Below are 17,103 nucleotides of genomic sequence, written 5' to 3'. Positions count from 1 at the left end.
GGGTTCATGGGGCGGATACGATCTAATTTCAGTTCTGTCACTTTTGAAGCAAAAAATGAATTCAAAAGGTCAACAGAATTAAACTCTTGGAGAGTGAGCTCAAACGACAAAGTTGTAGCCAAACGAATGTAACCTATACTCTCATTAATTTTAGAATATGCATCTTGTCCTTGATTAGGGCTATAAAATGGACTTTCCTGTGATTGTTTCTGTCTTTGCTCCTGTATGATCAGCTGATTTTGCTGAATCATAATCTGGTGCGACGTTATAAACTGTTCGAGAAACCGCAATAATGTTTGCTTATGATTATTTATCAACGTCGCTTCATGAGACTGAGTAGCAACTTCAAGTTGAATTGCTTGGCTTTCACTTAGAGAGTTGAACTCGATCTGCTGAACTCTCAAACTCGCGAGCAATGCTACAAGAGCACAAAACGACAGCACTGGAGTGGTCAAACCACCAACATAAGAGCCAAAATTAGCCCAATCACTTGAATTAGCTGATAAGTTTCCATTAAACATATAGAAGTAGACAGCTAAGACACAAACCATAGCTACAACAGCAAATGTTACCGAAACATAAATTATCGCTTTAACCAAAAGTTTCAATTTTTCTCCTTGAACATAACGCTTATTAGGCGACACATAGTCGTCTTTCACCCTTCGATAGTGCAGTCTTTTTCATATTAACTCAAAAGATAATCAATAAGTTATACCACTTGAAAGGAAGTTAGACTGTTAGATGTCTCCTAATGACGAGAATGAACAATTATCAACTCCATCGAATAAATTTTAGTAGGGCAAACTCACGCCAATAAAATGTGAATGAGTATTTACTCTGACTCATTTTGGGGCAAATCCGTGTTAGCCCAACCTCCCTCGGTAATCACACCAACCTCAAATTCCCTCCTAATCTCCCCTTAATCCGTATTTTCGACCCATTATGATTTCGTGGAAAGGGGAGGAACTGAATGCCGATGGCGACATGCGCATTTTCACATTCAGCGCCAAAGAAGATTCTCCCCCTCGGTCGTCAATCTAGAGAGGGGGATGAACTCAACTTGAGGGGGAGTTAGAGGGGGAGGGTGTTTCAAAATCGACGAATACACGGCAGCCTATCAGCTATTGAAAGCACTGCGATTGAGCCTGATATGAATGGAACGCACATACGTTCCAATTGAAAGGTTTAGCGTTCTAAAACTCACAACGTATAAGCGTTATTCGATTCCAGCCACTCTTTTACCGCTCGGTTAAAAGTGACTAACTTCTGCGGTGTTACTCTTCTTTGAGCATAGATAAGGCTTAGCTTTTGGGCTTTAATCGACCATTCTGGGAACACGTGAATAAGCTCACTTTTTTTGAGCTGCTCTTCAACTTGATAGAACGGCAAGCTGGCGACACCTATCCCTTGCATCGCCAACTCTAAAATTGAACTGTAGGTATTCGAGCTAACGCTTCCGGTTACTTCAACATGGTAGGTTTGCTCGCCATTGACCAACTCCAACTGATTCCAACGTTCATTTTGACTGTTAAGAATGAAGCTACATTTGTGGATGTCTTTGGTGGTGGCGATTGGGTAAGTTGATGCGTAATCCGCACTGCAAACGAGAACATTGCGGATGTGCCCGAGATCGTTGGCAATCACATCATTAGGCAGTTCATCGTAGGCTCGGAAAGCAATGTCAAAGTCGCCAGACTCTATCTTCTTTTTCATCGGCCCAAAGTCGAGAATCAAATCCACTTTTGGGTACTCTTGCTTGAAAGTAGGGATGATATGGCGACAAAGCGCACGCCCAAACTCTATCGGGGCGGTAATTTTTAAATCGCCTGCCACTTCCTGCGTCATGTCTAAGACACGCATTTCCGCTTCGGTTGCTAATAGTTGAATTTGCTTCGCTTTCGAATACAACTCTTCACCCACTTCTGTGAGGCTGATAGAACGAGTCGTTCTGTGAAACAGCTTAGAATTCAATGTTTCTTCGAGTCGTTGTACATGCCGAGACACCAAACCTTTTGACACATCCAATACTTCAGCGGCCTTGGTGAAGCTTTGCTCTTCGGCGACAGTCAAGAAGGTCTGCATATAAATCAAATTCATCATTAACACCATTTAGTAAACAGTGAAGTCATTTTGTACTGTTTTTCTCACTCATTCAAGCAACTAAGATTCAAAACGTAAACAGAAAGGAGAAGAACAATGAACAAATTACTACTTATTACCGCTGCAATGGCTGCCTCTATGAATGTTTCAGCTGCCTCTGTTGTAGAAAGCAACCCAACATTGGTTGGAGACTCATTCGGCTTTGTTGAAGGCCCTACATGGGATGTGGAACATCAACGTTTCTTGTTTAGCGATATTCCAAATAACACAACCTATTCTTACGACCTTAACGGCAAGTTGAGCGTTTTTGATGACAATTCTGGCTATGCCAATGGTCTCGATATTGATGCCAAAGGCAACCTGTGGGCTGCCCGCCATGATAGAAAGCTGTCGTACCGTCAGGGCAACGGAGAGAAAGTGATTGTCGCTGCAACGTATAACGGCAAGCTGCTTAATAGCCCGAACGATTTAACCGTTAATAGCGATGGAAGCGTGTGGTTTACCGATCCTCCGTTTGGTATCCAAGGTTACGGCCCAGCAAAGGCAGAACCAGAGCAAGCGGTTAATGGCGTTTATCGTTACCTAAATGGTGATCTAAAGTTGATCACTGGAGAGTTCAAGTTACCAAACGGCATCGCTTTTTCTTCTGATGAATCTTCGTTATACGTTGCCGACACATCTGATGGCTGGGTATACCGATTTGATGTTGATGGACAGTCACTCAGCAATAAGACGCAATTTGCTCAAGTGAAAGCGGAGTCTGGCTCTGAACCTATGGTTGATGGCGTTGCTGTTGATGCCGATGACAACCTCTTTGTTGCAGCGCATGGTGGCGTGGGTGTGTTCGATAAAGACGGTAAGCAAATAGACTTCATTGCTATCGATGCGGGCCATATCAGCAATCTAGAAATTGGCGGGAAACAGCAAGATTTACTGATGGTAACGGCATACAACAAAGTGTTGGTGTTCAAGCTTAAGTAATACCTTACACAAACGAAAATAAAAAGGGACGGGCAGAAATACCGGTCCCTTTTCTCATTTGAATAGGTCGAAAGTGGGTTAGCTCGATGCGCAGTAATGATGCTGCCGACGATTAAGGCTTAGGCTGATTAGCTTCTATATCAAGGGCCGTCTGGTTTGGCTTACTGAAATACTTCTTCCATTTTATTGGCATCATAGGAATGACGATCAGGCTAATACCGACAAGGGTCAACATGTCTGGAATCTCGTCAAACCACATCACGCCAAATAGGGTCACAAACACCAACCCCGAATATTCTGCGAGAGCAATTTGGTTTGCTGGCGCTTTTTTATAAGCGACCACCACAAGGGCATGGTACCCCAGAACGAATAGGTTGATTGCCATAATCCACCCAACATGACGCCATTCAATCGCCGCCCATGCAGGCAGAGCAAGAGCCAACGCCAGCGGTAGAGTCATCACACTGGTCCAAAATAGTGTCGAGATAATGTGTTGTTCTGCGTGAAGACGTTTAATCAAAATATTGCCGACACCCATCGCGAGCGCACTGCCTAAGCCCGCAATAGCGGCCCAGTGAAATTGCTCTGGACGCAACACGATTAACACACCCACGAAGCCAATCAGTGTCGCGACCACTTTTGATGATGTCGGCTTCTCTTTCAGTAAAACAATAGAAAGCGGGAGCATAAGAATGGGCCCAACATAGAACATCGCATTTGCGGTCGCCAAGGTGAGGTGTGTGATGGCAATCATTGCGCAGCCACTACCTACTAGGATGAATTGAGCCCGTAAGAAGTTGATGCGACAGCCACCTTGCATGCGCGTCTCTCTGGGTAGCTTTAGCCAAAAAGGAAGCAGCAACATCACGCTCAATAGCTGGCGGATAAACACATATTGGAACGTGGGCACTTCGCCATTCAGTACTTTTAGTGAAACGTCTGAAAAGGAGGCGAGCAGGTTGGCGAATACTAAGAGCAAAATCGCGTGGTTGGTGGCTTTGGTCATACAGAAACGGCGCTACATATTTGTCATACAATTATGGGCGCACATAATACATGAGAATCGAAAATATGTAAGAACAAAAAACCAAGTAAGAACAATGTCGTTCGATGCTTAGTGATATGGGGTGCGAGATCTGCTATTACGACCTGAGTTCAGTAGGTGAGTGCCCAGTCCAATTCGGTATTTATTGAACAATCGAATAAATATGCAACAATACCAGCGCATTGGAGAGCATCGCTGTTTGAGCCTACTTGGCTGAGAGACACTGTCGGGTAGGATCGCGCAACTCAATAATGGTATTGCTTGTGTCGATGCGTTTGAACGCAGAGTCACTGACCTTGGCATTGCTGAAATCGGTACGAAATAAATCGGCGCGCAGTAAATCGACGTTGAGCATTTGGGCGTAACTCATGTTGGCGTTTCGCAAGTCAGCATCGCGGAAGCTTGTATTGTTGAGGTTGGCGTGGCTGAAATTGGCGTAGGTGATATCAGCCTCATTCATGTTCGCACCCGATAAATCGGCGCCACTAAAATCGGTACGTATCAGGTTGGCGCAACGAAGGTCAACATCTTGCAGCGCTAGATTACTTAGGTCGGCATTACCTAACTGTGCTCGTTCGCCGCCTTGGTTTTCCAACCACAGTTTATGCTGTTCTAAAATAGAATCGAGTTGTTGTTGAGTGTATTTATTCATACTTCACACCACCAATTGAGTCAGAGATACCGGTATTGGGCATCTCTTTCTCGCGTCTCCGTTTATCGCGACTTAGCTAATCTTGCTCTGCCATATTTCGCTGTCTGGGCCGATAACACAGTCACCATCAACTCTCATTGATAAGCGAATCTGACAACGTTTAACCACTTCTTGGAAATCATCTTCTGGCAAGTAACGAACAGAGTCGACCAAAGCTTTGCAGTGAGGCGCGGTTTGTTCTTTCAAGGTGTAAAACACCCATTTGCCTTTCTTATCGTGGTTAAGTAGCCCAGCTTTGTAGAGCATTTTTAGGTTGCGAGATACGTTGTATTGGGTTTCACCTATGATGTCGATTGCTTCAGCGACAGCCATGCATTCGTCAACATGCAGGAACAACCAGAACAATCTCAGTCGATTAGGTTCTGATAAGGCTTTTAGCGAATCAATGTATTTTTCATCCATCATGGTTTTACCTTTTCAACTTAGTCGCACCACTCTCAATGAGCGGCGCGAAGCTTTATATTTTTCAGTGTGTCCGATTTTACACAACGTATTGGAAGATAGCGCCACCAATGATGGCGGTCGTTAAGACTATTCCCACAAACGCGATTACGGCTTTTCTTTTAAGAACTGCAGATACTAGCGCGATTTCAGGCAAACTGGCACCTGTACCGCCAATAATTAATGCCAATGCAGCACCTAAGCCCATTCCCTTAGCAATTAATACGTTAAGTAGTGGAATTGCCATCTCGATACGTAAGTAAAGCGGGATACCAATCAATGAAGCGACCACGATAGATTGGAAGCTGTCGCCACCCACGTATTTCTCTACTAAGTCTGCTGGTAGGTAAGCCGCCGAGAAGCCACTGATCGCCGCACCTAAAAGTACATACGGGATGATTCGTTTGAACAAAGACCAAGCTCCATCCATTGCATTACGTATTCTTGATGCGGAAGAAGGGGTTGCGCTGCACGAGTTACTCGCATTGGTTGAGCTATCTGAACAGCTTTTTCTTTTGGTGTCTTCAAGTTCAGCGCCGCGTTTGATCTCGTTTCTCCAAGGAGACTTAGAAATCAAGTAACCACCAAGAACCGCTGCGGTAAAGGTGACCAAGAAGTACACCACAGTGATCTTCAACCCGAACGCTGCGTACACCATCGCTAACACGATGAAGTTACACAGTGGCGCCGAGATGATGAAACTTATCACAGTACCTAATGATGCCCCCATCGACGCCATTGCCATGGTCACCGGAACCACGGCTGCGCTACAAAATGGTGTCAGCATCCCGAACAACGCGCCTAATAAGGTTCCCCATTTATCGTGTTTGGTCAGCGTCGCTTGGAGTTTATCTTGAGGGATATACTCTCGCATGATGCCAGTAAGAACCGACACAATCGCGATGATAACGACCAGCCCTTTGGCCACATAAAAGAACTCATTTAACGCAATAACTAATTTAGCATCCACAATTGGAATCTCTAGCAAGTAAAAAGAGATTTGGATAATATACACACATGCACGATTGTGTAAGTGTATATATTTGGTTGTAATGTAATGCAAGTTAAGAAGGGTATTAAGTGACGAGGGGAATTAAAGATATTGCTAGTGGCTGCGTTGTCACTAAGTCTTTATTTTTCAATTAATTGAGTTGTTTTCGTCGATGATCAATAGATCGGCATACGCGCCTTCAACGATTTGGCCTAACTTGCCTTCGTGGTATGGCTAGATCTTATAAAATGTTAAATCGGTGTCAGTATTTAGGGGCTCTGACATTGGTCTGAAATTTAAGTTCGTTCTATGAGGCAACATCCTTACATCAAGAAAAATATATGGTTAAGGATTAACTCATGAAAAAACAAAATATCTCGGCAGTCGCCCTTTTAGCACTGATTATTACAGGTTGTGGCGGAGAAAGTTCATCAGGAGGTGACAGCACAACGTCTAATAACGCTAATGTTCCAAGTAATCCAAGTAATCCAAGTAATCCAAGTAATACCGGCTCATCATCTACCTCTCAGCAGCCTGACATTAAAGCTCTTAGCAACAATATGATTTTTGCGATCGAAGGTTTTATCGAAGAAACGGATCCAATCAGAAATTTCTCATCTATTACCGTCAAAAATGAGCTGCCTGCGTTCAAGAGTGGAGATACTCAGAAGGTTGATGTGACTATCGCTGTACCAACAATCGTTATCGATAATGGCAGCAACTTTGTTAACGATTGGCACTGTTACGAAACCACAGGATTAAGCGCGCAAAGGAAGAATCATCAGTTACTTGTGGACGGTACAATTTCTGAATATAGATACGATATGCAAAGTAACTCTTGTTCTAGTGAGCAATTGGGATCGTATGTGTTTAACGATGCGGTGTTCGACAGTTCGTTGGAATTTAAAACCGTTGGCAGCGTAGTTTCCAAAGATGGGAGCGGGATAGAGTCTAATTTACCTACTTACGATTTTATCGCTCAAGCTTATGGAGAGCAGTCAAAAGAGCGGTTTGGTGATTCTTGGGAATTATTACAGCGCGACAAAATTAACGCAGCAGCTAAGGAGGTTGGGGCCTCGATCTTTGAGTTGAACACTTCATCTGGAAAGATCGATTTGGATCTAGGTCAGCTTAATAGCGACACTCTCATCGATTTCGTTTCACTAGATACAAATCAATTATTGAACGGTGCGATTTGGGGGATGCCCGGTCAAGGCGTTGCCGATGATAAATGGTGCCGAATTGTGAATATTCCAGAAGATCTAAGTCAGAACAGTATCAAGTACCAATCTGTTATCTCGACAAATTGTGCGAGGTCGACACAACGTTATTGTGATGCCTTTGGTTCATCGTTTTCGAGTGGTAACTACCCACCAGCAGCTCCTATCGCTTGGGACAATAACACGGCGAGTAATGCTCAGTTGAACTCAGATGAGCAGTACCGAAGAGATGCTCAAGGTCACTTTGTTGTGAACAGTTCTGGTCAGAATGCGTTTGTCCTTTCATCCAATTCGGTTGTGATTCCTATTTTCGGTTACACCAGCCCGCGAAGTGATGGGCAAGTTAACAATGCCGGCCTCAATAGTTGGGCTGGTCACGAAGGTCACTGCCAAAACGTGATGAATAGCCAACACACAAAGATGGGGATTGGATACAAAGCCAGTAAGTCAGATGCATCGAAGGTGTCTTATTGGACGCAAGATTTCAACTAACACACTCATTGCTTAAATACGGGTCATTCATTTAGCGTCTCTATTCTTTCTTTAGTTGGTAGTGGCAGCTTACTTGGTAGCAGCAGAGCACTCGATAGTGCCATTTTACTTTACAGTGATACGTGGGCGATCAGGATTATTAAAGGTGGAGGCGCGAGGACACTATGACGATTCATTAATGTCGTGAATGATTTTGAGTGGTGTCATGAAATGGTAAGTTTTGCTTCGATTCGAACGCTAAGATGTATTTCAAATCAAGGCTACTTATCAAATTAGAGAGAGACAGAATGACTAAATCAGACAAAGTTTACGGATTCAACACACCACAACGTCTATTCGTAGGTTACACATTAGCCGTGCTGGTGGACTTGGTCGTACTTAACTTCTTCGATGACTACTGGGACTTTGTGAACATTGAGTCTTTCACGATCTCTTTGATTGCAGCGTTGTTGTTGCAGCTATTACTGAAGCTCTCTATTGGTTTAGAGCACAAGGTTGCCGAGCACTTCAAAAGCAAGCCGGGCAACGCGCCTAAGGTGTACCGAGCAATCACCACTTACATTATTTTGGTGGGCTCAAAATTCGTGATGCTAGAAGCGATTAACCTTCTGTTCGGAGATAAGGTGAGTTTTACAGGCCCTTGGGGCGGTGTGGTAGCGTTCTTCGCGGTGGTATTTACGATTTTGGTTGCTGAAGTGATTGTATCGAAGATCTACTTTGCTCTGGATGACAAACAAGATTCAAATGTGAAAGCGCTTAAAGAGACCAACGCGTAACACAACATAAAATACCTATGTTGATAACAGACGAGCCAGTTGAATAAGCTGGCTCGTTTTCGTTTGAGTTGCGATAACCAATTCGATACGCGAATTGGCTCTATTTTTCGTAAACCACGTTCCCGCGTAACACCGTCATCAACACCTGAGTTTTGGCGATTTGTCTTGCTGACACTGTGGTGATGTCGCGGTCGAGAATGGCGAAGTCAGCGGATTTTCCTACCTCAATAGAACCTGTTACGTCTTCAATCCCAAGACTTTTGGCGGCATTGAGCGTGTAAGCGTCGATGGCGGTATAGATATCGGTTAGGCCGGTTTGGCCCATGATTAAGCTGTTCGCGATGCCGACTAAAGGGTTGATGTCGTGTACGTTCCAGTCACTGCTTAAGGTGATATTCGCGCCGGTCTTGACTATTGCATCGAGGTTCATCATGGCTTTAGCACGGCGAGCACCTAGGAAAGCTTCAGCCCATTGGTGTTGATGCCTTGCAACGTAATCAGAGCCAACTTGGAAATCTGCAGTTACATCTAACTGGCGAAAGCGTGGCACATCTTCATCATTGATTAATTCGATATGGGTTAGGGTGTAGGGTTTGGTTGAACCTTGTTTGCGAATACTTTCTATCGCATCAAGAGATTCACGAACCGCTCCATCACCAATCGCATGAATGTGGGCGCTAAAGCCGATTTTCTCGAGCGCAGTTAACCATTCTTTCATTTGTTCTGGCGGAATATAGTTCAAGCCATTAGGAGACTGGGGTAGATAAGTATCTAAGTAGGGCGCGAGTGTTTTGGCGGTGCCATTGATAAAGATGCCATCACTGTACATTTTCACCTGATCGACAAGTAACAGATGGCTTTTATCGTCGGAATGCATTTTCTCAAAGACTTCTAATTGAGAAGACATCACCATCGATGGGTACACCCAAGGGCGTAGCGATACTCGCGCCGTTAAGTCTTGATTTTGCTCGGCCTCTAGCCAAACGTCATACCAACCTCGTTTCCAATACATGCGACCGTCGCCAATGGTGGTGATGCCGTGGGTTGCCGCTTCCTCAAGCCCGAACATTAAGCCTTGGTAGCTTTGCTCAAACAGTTCACTTTGGCTATTCCAAGCCATCTCCATCACTTGATCGCCAGCATTGTCTAGCAAGATGCCATTGAGCTTGCTGCTGTCTTGGTCTTTTAAATAAACACCGCCTTGTGGGTCTGGAGATTGTTGGCTGATTCGAGCGATTTTTAGTGCTTTTGAGTTGACCCACATCGAGTGTGAAGTCTGCTCCATAAGCACCACGGGGCGATTAGGGAAGACACTGTCGATGATCTCTAGTGGCGTGTAGTCAGAGTCGCTATCGAGCGTCGCTTCCAAAGAAAAACCATAGCCCATAAGCCAACCTCTGCCATCGGTATCAGCATTGATCTTACACGCTTCTAAGTAGGGGATTTGCTCTTCTAACGTTGCTTCAGAGTCGAGTTCACAATTGCCACCCAGCTCTGAGGCGGCTTCAAACACATGGTTATGGTTATCAATAAATCCCGGAAGGACAAAGGCATTGTCTAAATCAATGACATCAGTGCTTTGCCCTTGAAAAGTTTGCGCCTGTGATTGGTTACCAATGAAGATGATCTTGCCTTTGTGGGTAACGATCGAGTCCGACTCACGATGCCCGTATATATCAGCATTGATAAAGATCTGGTCAGCACTTTGGTTATGAACAGATGTTTGCGCTTGAACTGGTGTTTGTGTTTGAACTGCTGTTTGCGCTTGGACAACGGTGTTGGCTTGTGCAAGCACCGGCGCTACGGCCGATAAGCTTGTGAGTAATGCTATCCATGCAGTACGTGGCAGAGTGAGCTTGTTATTCATTATTATGTCTTCCATGTTCCACGGTTTAGTAAGTATAGAAAGCGAGTGGCGAGAATCATATCGTGAATTTTTAATAATAAAGTGTCCTTGGTTGCTCTCTTGTTTGAATGTAATTCCAGTGCCTTTTGAGGTGGTTGTGGGAATACAGCTCGTCAATAAAGGATTGCGAATCCATTCGCAGACTAAACAATTCACATAAGGTTCTGAATAAATTACAGTTAAGTGAGCTATAAAAATGGATTTAACGTATTACCAAGGATGTAAGTTTATGTTTTCAAGAGACTTACTCGCATTACTAATAAAAACAAGTCGAGGTTAGGATGAAAAAAATATTATTGCTGCTTAGCGTGATCTTATTGGGTGGTTGTGTTGGCATGCCCGAAACGGTAAAGCCTGTTCAACAGTTTGAGTTGGAACGATACCTAGGGAAATGGTACGAAGTGGCTCGTTTGGATCACTCGTTTGAGCGTGGCTTAGACAACATCAGCGCTGAATACAGCCTTCGTGATGATGGCGGCGTGAAGGTGATTAACCGTGGTTATTCGGCGGAAGAAGGTGAGTGGAACGAAGCGGAAGGAAAAGCGTACTTCGTTGAGGGCTCTGAACAAGGCTATTTGAAAGTGTCTTTCTTTGGCCCTTTCTACGGCGCTTATGTCGTGTTTGAATTAGACAAAGAGGGCTACCAATACGCGTTTGTTTCTGGGCCCGACACTGATTACTTATGGCTACTCGCAAGAACGCCTGAAGTCGCACCAGAAGTGATGGAGAAGTTTAAAGCCATGTCGAAAGAGCGTGGCTTCAATACCGATGAGCTGATCGTTGTGGAACATACCCAATAAACCGATCGCTGTTATTGCTGAGAGTGGCTGATGATTGATAAGGCACAGAGGATGAATTTCTCTGTGCCTTTTTTATTCAAAGATAGAGCTACAATTAACGAGGCTGGTTGCCGTTCAAGAATAGCGCGACACATTCGCGAGTGTAGTGAAGCCTTTCTTCTTCGGATTCTCCGCTATCGTGACCGAAGAATGACCAATACGCCGATTTGCCGTGAAACATCAGCAACAGTTGGCGTGCTGCAATGACTGGTGAGCTTGATGTCGACAGTGTGAGATCACCAGAGTCTATTTTCGACTGCAAATAATCAGCAAGTAATTTGGTGGTTTTCTGAGGCCCAGTTTCTAAATAGATAGAGGCGATCTCTGGGTGCGTGTTGGATTGGCTCACAGCATTTTGAAAGGTCTGTCTGGACTGCTCATCAAGTAACAAATCTTGAAACTTCACACCAAACTTCACCAATTCGTCTTCCAAAGTGGCATTCATATCAAAAGCAGAAGGGCTGAGTTCGCGCTCGGCACACTTAGTTTGCATGCAGGTTTCGAAAAGCTCGTCTTTGTTTTTAAAGTGAGAGTAGACCGTTTGCTTGGAAACGTTCGCTGCTTTGGCTATTTGATCCATATTGATCTTGAAGCCATGTTCAGAGAAAAGTTGGCTGGCTGCGGTTAAGATCTGCGATCTCTTCTGTTCACTCTTGATGATTTTAGTCACGTGCTTGCTTCTCGTTACTTAGTGTTGTCTCGTTACCTAGTTTGTCTCTTTGCTTGGTGCCTGTTGGTGCTCAGTTCTATGTGTCTCGTTTTACGCTAAGCATTATGCTTTTTGTGATGGTTTTATCAATCATTAACGATGAAACTTATTTTTAACACAATCAAACTAGACAGTCTAGTTTGATTTGGTTAGTCTAAAAAAAGAACATAATTGAGTACCGCATAGGAACAGTACGTATGTATAAATTGATGAAGGGAAGCGCAGTGGCAGTGGCGTTGTCGGCTTTTCTTGTTGGATGTGGCGAAAAGGAACAAGCCCAAGAGTCGGTTGATTCAACCTCTGAAACGGCATCGAGCGTCCAAACTATTTTAACCGTGGAAACGATGTCCTTGGCGCTGTCTTCCTCTTATGCAGTACAACGCGAATATGTCGGTGTGGTTAAGGCGGGTCAACAGGCCAATTTAGGTTTCGAGTTGGCCGGAAAAGTAAACGAGATTCTGGTGGATGTCGGTGACACAGTCACAACGGGTCAGCCGTTGATCAGACTGGATACCCAACTTTTGGAAACCGAGTCTAGCCAACTGAAAGCGCAGGCTGAAGAAGTCAAAGCTCAATTGAGTTTGGTGGCAGCGAACCTTAAACGTCAACGTTCATTGAAAGCGAAAGGCTTCAGTGCCGAAGCGGAGATTGATTCTCTCACCAGTGAGCAACGCGTATTGCAGGCGAACTTGTTGCGCATCGATGCATCGGTAAAAGGCAATGAACTGAAATTGGTGAAGTCGACAGTGCTTGCGCCTTATTCTGGAACCATCGCGACGCGCTTTGTTTCGCTCGGAGATGTGGTGAATGTGGGTAATCCAACTCTTACACTGCTCGCTTCTGAGGGCAAAGAGGCCTTCATCGGTATTCCTGCTCACCAAATGCAAAAAGTCACCTCACTTTCTTCGCCTAACATCCGAGTTGGGAGAACAGATTATGCCGTGGAGCTATTGAATCCCGGCGCAATGGTCGACACCCAATCTCGCAGTGTTGGTTTGCGTTACCTATTCCCTGAACAATCATCGGTATTGGAAGGGCAACTTGCCTACCTTAAATTTGATGAGCAGATTGATGACTCAGGTTATTGGGTGCCATTAACGGGTTTGATTGATGGATTGCGCGGTGTGTGGAACATCTTTGTGATTGGTGAAGACAATAAGGTTGAACGTAGAAGTGTTCAGGTGTTGTTTGCCAACAATCAACAAGCGTATGTGAGTGGGGCGATTGAAGACGGTGAACAGGTCATCGCCAGTGGTTTACATCGCTTAGTTCCGGGCCAAATCGTGAAACCAGTCAGTGCGGCTGAGTAGGTAATAGTATGAAAATAATAGAGACTATTTCCAACACTCGACTGCTTATCTTGATGACCGCGCTGCTGATGGTGAGTGGTATTTCGGCGTTCATGACGTTGCCACGTGCAGAAGACCCAGTAATCATCAACCGTTACGCGAACATCACAACCAGCTTCCCCGGCGCCAGTGCCGAGCGTGTTGAAACCTTGGTAACAGAAGTTATCGAGAACAAGCTGCGTGAGCTGAGTGAAGTTAAACTCGTGAGCTCAACCTCTAGGCCGAGCGTATCGATTGTCACGCTAGAATTGAATGACACCATCACCGAGCCAGAACCCGTCTGGTCCCAAGCTCGCGACAAGTTATCTGATATCGAATCCATTTTGCCTGCGGGTGCTCAATCGCCTGATCTCGATAGCGACCATACCTATGCTTTCACGACCATCGCATCTCTAACTTGGTCTGGTGCAGGCGAGCCTGATAGGTTAACGCTGGGCCGTTATGCCAAAGAGCTCGCCAAGCGACTAAGAACTTTGTCGGGTACTGAATTCGTTGATGAATACGGGATGCCGCAAGAAGAGATTCAAATCAGTTTACGTACGGCCGATGCCGCTGCTCTAGGGCGTTCAAGCGCCAATATCGCTGAATCGCTCGAAGGGGCAGACGCCAAGAACTCGGCCGGCGAGTTAGTGAGTGCTTATTCTCGCTTTGGCTTAGAAATTAAATCTGAACTTGATTCCATTGAACGCATTAAGCAAGTGCCAATAGCCACTGATAGCAAAGGTCACATCATCCGTATGGAAGACATTGCTTCGGTGAAACGTGGTGAGAAAACCCCACAAGACCAGATTGCTATTGTTGATGGTGAGCCGGGTGTGATTGTCGCGGCAAGAATGCACCCTGATCTGCGAGTTGATAACTGGACGTCGCGAGCTAATGCTCTGATTGGTAAATTTGAGCAAGAGTTACCAAGTAACGTTAAGGTGACAGTGCTGTTTAATCAGCAAGGTTATACCGAGACTCGCTTAGACGATTTAGGCAAAAGCTTGATGATCGGTTTCGGTCTGATTTTGATTGTGCTGTTTGTCACTTTAGGCGTACGTGCCGCGATCTTAGTCGCCATTTCTCTGCCATTAACCTCATTATTGACCTTGTCGATCATGAAAATGACCGGTGTACCGATTAACCAAATGTCGGTGACAGGCTTAATTGTGGCGCTTGGGATCATGGTTGATAACGCGGTGGTGATGGTCGATACCATTCAAGCTTATCGTTTGAAAGGGCAACAGCGCGCTGAAGCGACCATGAATGCGTTGAAGCATTTATGGGTGCCGTTATTAGGCTCAACCTTAACTACCGTGTTGGCGTTTGCCCCGATTATCTTGATGCCGGGTGCATCAGGTGAGTTTGTGGGGGGAATTGCGATTACCGTTTCTTTCTCATTGATCGGCTCTTACATCATCTCGCACACCTTAATTGCGGGCTTAGCGACTAAGCTACTGCCGAAACAACTCAGTGATGTCGACAAGAAAGGGCAGCACCATTGGTACATGACGGGTTTGAGAATCCCGGCTTTGACGCGCTGGTTCTCATCTTCTGTCCGCTTTGGTGTCACGCATCCAATCATCACGATTGCTTTGGTGTTATTGGTACCGTTTACCGGTTACTGGAGTATGTCTCAGCTGACTGAGCAATTCTTCCCGCCATCAGACCGAGACATGTTTGAGATTCAGGTGTATATGCCACCTCAAGCGAGCATTTACGCCACTAAAAATACTTCTGAAAAAATCGACGATATCATTCATCGTTACCCTGAAGTGGAGCGTATCGATTGGCTCGTGGGTGCAAACTTCCCATCCTTCTATTACAACCTGCAAGCAAGGCAAAATAACGCGCCGTACTTCTCGCAAGCCATGGTGAAAACAGAGAACTTTGATCAAGCCAATGCGCTAATTCCACAGTTGCAAAAGGTGTTGGATGAAGAGGTGCCGGAAGCACAAATCTTGGTACGTAAGCTTAACCAAGGGCCTCCATTTACCGCGCCCGTTGAACTGCGAGTGTATGGTGAAAACCTCGATACGTTGAAAGCGATTGGTGAGGATGTGCGATTGATTTTGGCGGGTGTTCCTCATGTGACGCACACAAGGGAAACGCTGCAACCAGGTACTCCGAAGGTGTGGTTGAAGGTCGATGAAGATACCGCAAAGCTGAATGGTATTTCATTGAACCAGTTCGCAGGTATGCTGCAAACTACGCTGACAGGTCGTGAAAGTGGCTCTGTGATTGAAGGCAGTGAGTCGGTACCAATCCGTGTTCGTGTGGCAGATGAGGCGCGTGAAAACTTGGCTCACTTAAGCAATATTCGTTTGCCAATCAGTTCTGATGTCTACTCAACGGGGATCAATGTTTCGACTCTGGCAGAACTGGAATTGACGACCAGTCGCGGTGCGATTACTCGTCGTAACGGGCAACGAGTGAACACCATTGAAGGTTACATTGAAGCGGGTGTTTTACCTCAAACCGTCCTTAATGAATTCCAGAAACGCTTAGCAAGCTATCAGATGCCATCGGGTTATACGATTGGTTTTGGTGGTGAATCCGCTGAGCGTGACAATTCAGTTAACAGCCTTATCTCGAATGTCGCCGTTGTGGTGGTATTGATGGTGTTGGTGGTGGTGATGTCATTCAACTCGTTCCGAATGAGCAGCATCATCTTCATGGTAGCAGGGTTGGCTGGTGGACTAGGGCTGTTGTCGGTATGGATCTTCGGTTATCCGTTCGGCTTTACGGTGATTATCGCCATGCTTGGGATTGCGGGCTTAGCGATAAACGCGGCCATTGTGATTTTGACCGAATTGAAACTCGATAAAGAGGCTTCCTCCGGGAATGTAGATGCAGTCGTTGAAGCTGTGATGTCGTGTACTCGCCATATCAGCTCAACCACGATAACGACTGTTGGCGGCTTTATGCCATTGATCATCGCTGGCGGTGGTTTCTGGCCTCCGTTTGCGGTCGCGATTGTTGGCGGAACGGTATTAACCACGCTTATCTCGTTCTACTTTGTACCTGTGGTTTATCACTTGATGACTCGAAATCAGCGAAAAACCATCGCGACTCAAGCGGCATAACTGTTTTTTAATTTAACTGCTTTTCAATTGCCCATAATCGAGCCGTATCTGGCTCGATTATGGTGTTGTTATTCTCGATAAATTCATCCCAATTCCTACCATTGTGTTGTTCTTTTCACCGCTATAACGTTCTCAATTAGTCAAATTATCCTTTCTGTTAGTCATAATATTCTTTCAATTCGTCACAGTAGTACATCGATGAATGCTTGGTTATCTTGCTGGTGAATGAGTGGGTATTTTGAATAATCTAACCAGTGAATACCTTGTAAATGGTATGTGAATTCACAATCTTGATGGGCGTCACACTTCTATTTATTCGCTCTTTCTAATGTACCTTGAACTTGCCCTGAGCAGTGGTGACGCGCGAGTGTTTATCTACTTTTTCTAAATCCCTTGTCAGTACTGGCTCCATCTGTGTAGCACGCTATTGATGTGTGTCTTAATCGCTTACTGCTTCTTAGTTTTCGTCTTCAT

13 protein-coding genes and 1 pseudogene are annotated in these 17,103 nt (G+C 45.1%); 6 read left to right on the top strand and 8 right to left on the bottom strand.

The genetic code is table 11. The annotated features are described in order from the left end of the window. Both AB4167_RS01910 and AB4167_RS01905 read right to left on the bottom strand, forming a co-directional pair. Positions 1-608, bottom strand: a pseudogene (locus tag AB4167_RS01910) (hypothetical protein); the annotation flags it as partial. A 592-nt stretch (positions 609-1,200) separates the two neighbouring features. Next, on the bottom strand, positions 1,201-2,097 hold the full coding sequence (locus AB4167_RS01905) for a LysR family transcriptional regulator (protein WP_372136042.1): 897 nt from the start codon (positions 2,095-2,097) through the stop codon (positions 1,201-1,203). A 99-nt stretch (positions 2,098-2,196) separates the two neighbouring features. Here AB4167_RS01905 and AB4167_RS01900 point away from each other — a divergent pair, with 99 nt between their 5' ends. Next, positions 2,197-3,081, top strand: coding sequence for an SMP-30/gluconolactonase/LRE family protein (locus AB4167_RS01900; RefSeq protein ID WP_065584373.1), 885 nt, complete (start codon positions 2,197-2,199; stop codon positions 3,079-3,081). A 112-nt stretch (positions 3,082-3,193) separates the two neighbouring features. On the opposite strand, the gene AB4167_RS01895 is transcribed toward AB4167_RS01900, so the two are convergent. The 4 genes from AB4167_RS01895 to AB4167_RS01880 form a co-directional block, all read right to left on the bottom strand. After that, positions 3,194-4,087, bottom strand: a complete 894-nt coding sequence (locus AB4167_RS01895; protein WP_372136041.1) for a DMT family transporter — start codon at positions 4,085-4,087, stop codon at positions 3,194-3,196. Between the two features lie 244 nt (positions 4,088-4,331). Continuing rightward, positions 4,332-4,778 (bottom strand): pentapeptide repeat-containing protein, encoded by a 447-nt coding sequence (locus tag AB4167_RS01890; protein ID WP_372136040.1) that lies wholly within the window; start codon positions 4,776-4,778, stop codon positions 4,332-4,334. 72 nt (positions 4,779-4,850) lie between these two features. Next, a complete protein-coding gene (locus AB4167_RS01885; protein ID WP_017086141.1) occupies positions 4,851-5,243 on the bottom strand; it encodes a metalloregulator ArsR/SmtB family transcription factor in 393 nt (130 codons plus the stop codon). Between the two features lie 76 nt (positions 5,244-5,319). Continuing rightward, positions 5,320-6,249, bottom strand: coding sequence for a permease (locus AB4167_RS01880; protein ID WP_372136039.1), 930 nt, complete (start codon positions 6,247-6,249; stop codon positions 5,320-5,322). A 380-nt stretch (positions 6,250-6,629) separates the two neighbouring features. Here AB4167_RS01880 and AB4167_RS01875 point away from each other — a divergent pair, with 380 nt between their 5' ends. Beyond that, positions 6,630-7,982: a CAP domain-containing protein gene (locus tag AB4167_RS01875; RefSeq protein WP_372136038.1), complete on the top strand. Its 1,353-nt coding sequence runs from the start codon at positions 6,630-6,632 to the stop codon at positions 7,980-7,982. A 287-nt stretch (positions 7,983-8,269) separates the two neighbouring features. Then, positions 8,270-8,758: a hypothetical protein gene (locus AB4167_RS01870; RefSeq protein ID WP_372136037.1), complete on the top strand. Its 489-nt coding sequence runs from the start codon at positions 8,270-8,272 to the stop codon at positions 8,756-8,758. 100 nt (positions 8,759-8,858) lie between these two features. On the opposite strand, the gene AB4167_RS01865 is transcribed toward AB4167_RS01870, so the two are convergent. After that, on the bottom strand, positions 8,859-10,625 hold the full coding sequence (locus AB4167_RS01865; RefSeq protein ID WP_372136036.1) for an amidohydrolase: 1,767 nt from the start codon (positions 10,623-10,625) through the stop codon (positions 8,859-8,861). Positions 10,626-10,945: 320 nt separating this feature from the next. Between AB4167_RS01865 and AB4167_RS01860 the strand changes: the two genes are divergently transcribed. Beyond that, positions 10,946-11,464, top strand: coding sequence for a lipocalin family protein (locus tag AB4167_RS01860; protein WP_017060193.1), 519 nt, complete (start codon positions 10,946-10,948; stop codon positions 11,462-11,464). Positions 11,465-11,558: 94 nt separating this feature from the next. Here AB4167_RS01860 and AB4167_RS01855 read toward each other — a convergent pair whose 3' ends face one another. After that, positions 11,559-12,173, bottom strand: coding sequence for a TetR/AcrR family transcriptional regulator (locus AB4167_RS01855; protein ID WP_102393158.1), 615 nt, complete (start codon positions 12,171-12,173; stop codon positions 11,559-11,561). A 236-nt stretch (positions 12,174-12,409) separates the two neighbouring features. On the opposite strand from AB4167_RS01855, the gene AB4167_RS01850 reads away from it, so the two are divergent. Both AB4167_RS01850 and AB4167_RS01845 read left to right on the top strand, forming a co-directional pair. Next, positions 12,410-13,522 (top strand): efflux RND transporter periplasmic adaptor subunit, encoded by a 1,113-nt coding sequence (locus AB4167_RS01850; protein ID WP_136982242.1) that lies wholly within the window; start codon positions 12,410-12,412, stop codon positions 13,520-13,522. 8 nt (positions 13,523-13,530) lie between these two features. Then, complete coding sequence (locus tag AB4167_RS01845; RefSeq protein ID WP_372136035.1) at positions 13,531-16,629, top strand: efflux RND transporter permease subunit; 3,099 nt, start codon at positions 13,531-13,533, stop codon at positions 16,627-16,629. Positions 16,630-17,103 lie beyond the last annotated feature (474 nt).

The sequence above is a fragment of the Vibrio sp. 10N.286.49.E11 genome (assembly GCF_041469505.1).
Lineage (GTDB): Bacteria > Pseudomonadota > Gammaproteobacteria > Enterobacterales > Vibrionaceae > Vibrio > Vibrio crassostreae_C.
This window is presented reverse-complemented; position numbering and strand designations above follow the sequence as displayed.

Coding starts and splice junctions, on each gene's coding strand:
- AB4167_RS01905 (WP_372136042.1), bottom strand. CDS start 2,097: ATGAATTTGATTTATATGCAGACCTTCTTGACTGTCGCCGAAGAGCAA.
- AB4167_RS01900 (WP_065584373.1), top strand. CDS start 2,197: ATGAACAAATTACTACTTATTACCGCTGCAATGGCTGCCTCTATGAAT.
- AB4167_RS01895 (WP_372136041.1), bottom strand. CDS start 4,087: ATGACCAAAGCCACCAACCACGCGATTTTGCTCTTAGTATTCGCCAAC.
- AB4167_RS01890 (WP_372136040.1), bottom strand. CDS start 4,778: ATGAATAAATACACTCAACAACAACTCGATTCTATTTTAGAACAGCAT.
- AB4167_RS01885 (WP_017086141.1), bottom strand. CDS start 5,243: ATGATGGATGAAAAATACATTGATTCGCTAAAAGCCTTATCAGAACCT.
- AB4167_RS01875 (WP_372136038.1), top strand. CDS start 6,630: ATGAAAAAACAAAATATCTCGGCAGTCGCCCTTTTAGCACTGATTATT.
- AB4167_RS01870 (WP_372136037.1), top strand. CDS start 8,270: ATGACTAAATCAGACAAAGTTTACGGATTCAACACACCACAACGTCTA.
- AB4167_RS01865 (WP_372136036.1), bottom strand. CDS start 10,625: ATGAATAACAAGCTCACTCTGCCACGTACTGCATGGATAGCATTACTC.
- AB4167_RS01860 (WP_017060193.1), top strand. CDS start 10,946: ATGAAAAAAATATTATTGCTGCTTAGCGTGATCTTATTGGGTGGTTGT.
- AB4167_RS01850 (WP_136982242.1), top strand. CDS start 12,410: ATGTATAAATTGATGAAGGGAAGCGCAGTGGCAGTGGCGTTGTCGGCT.
- AB4167_RS01845 (WP_372136035.1), top strand. CDS start 13,531: ATGAAAATAATAGAGACTATTTCCAACACTCGACTGCTTATCTTGATG.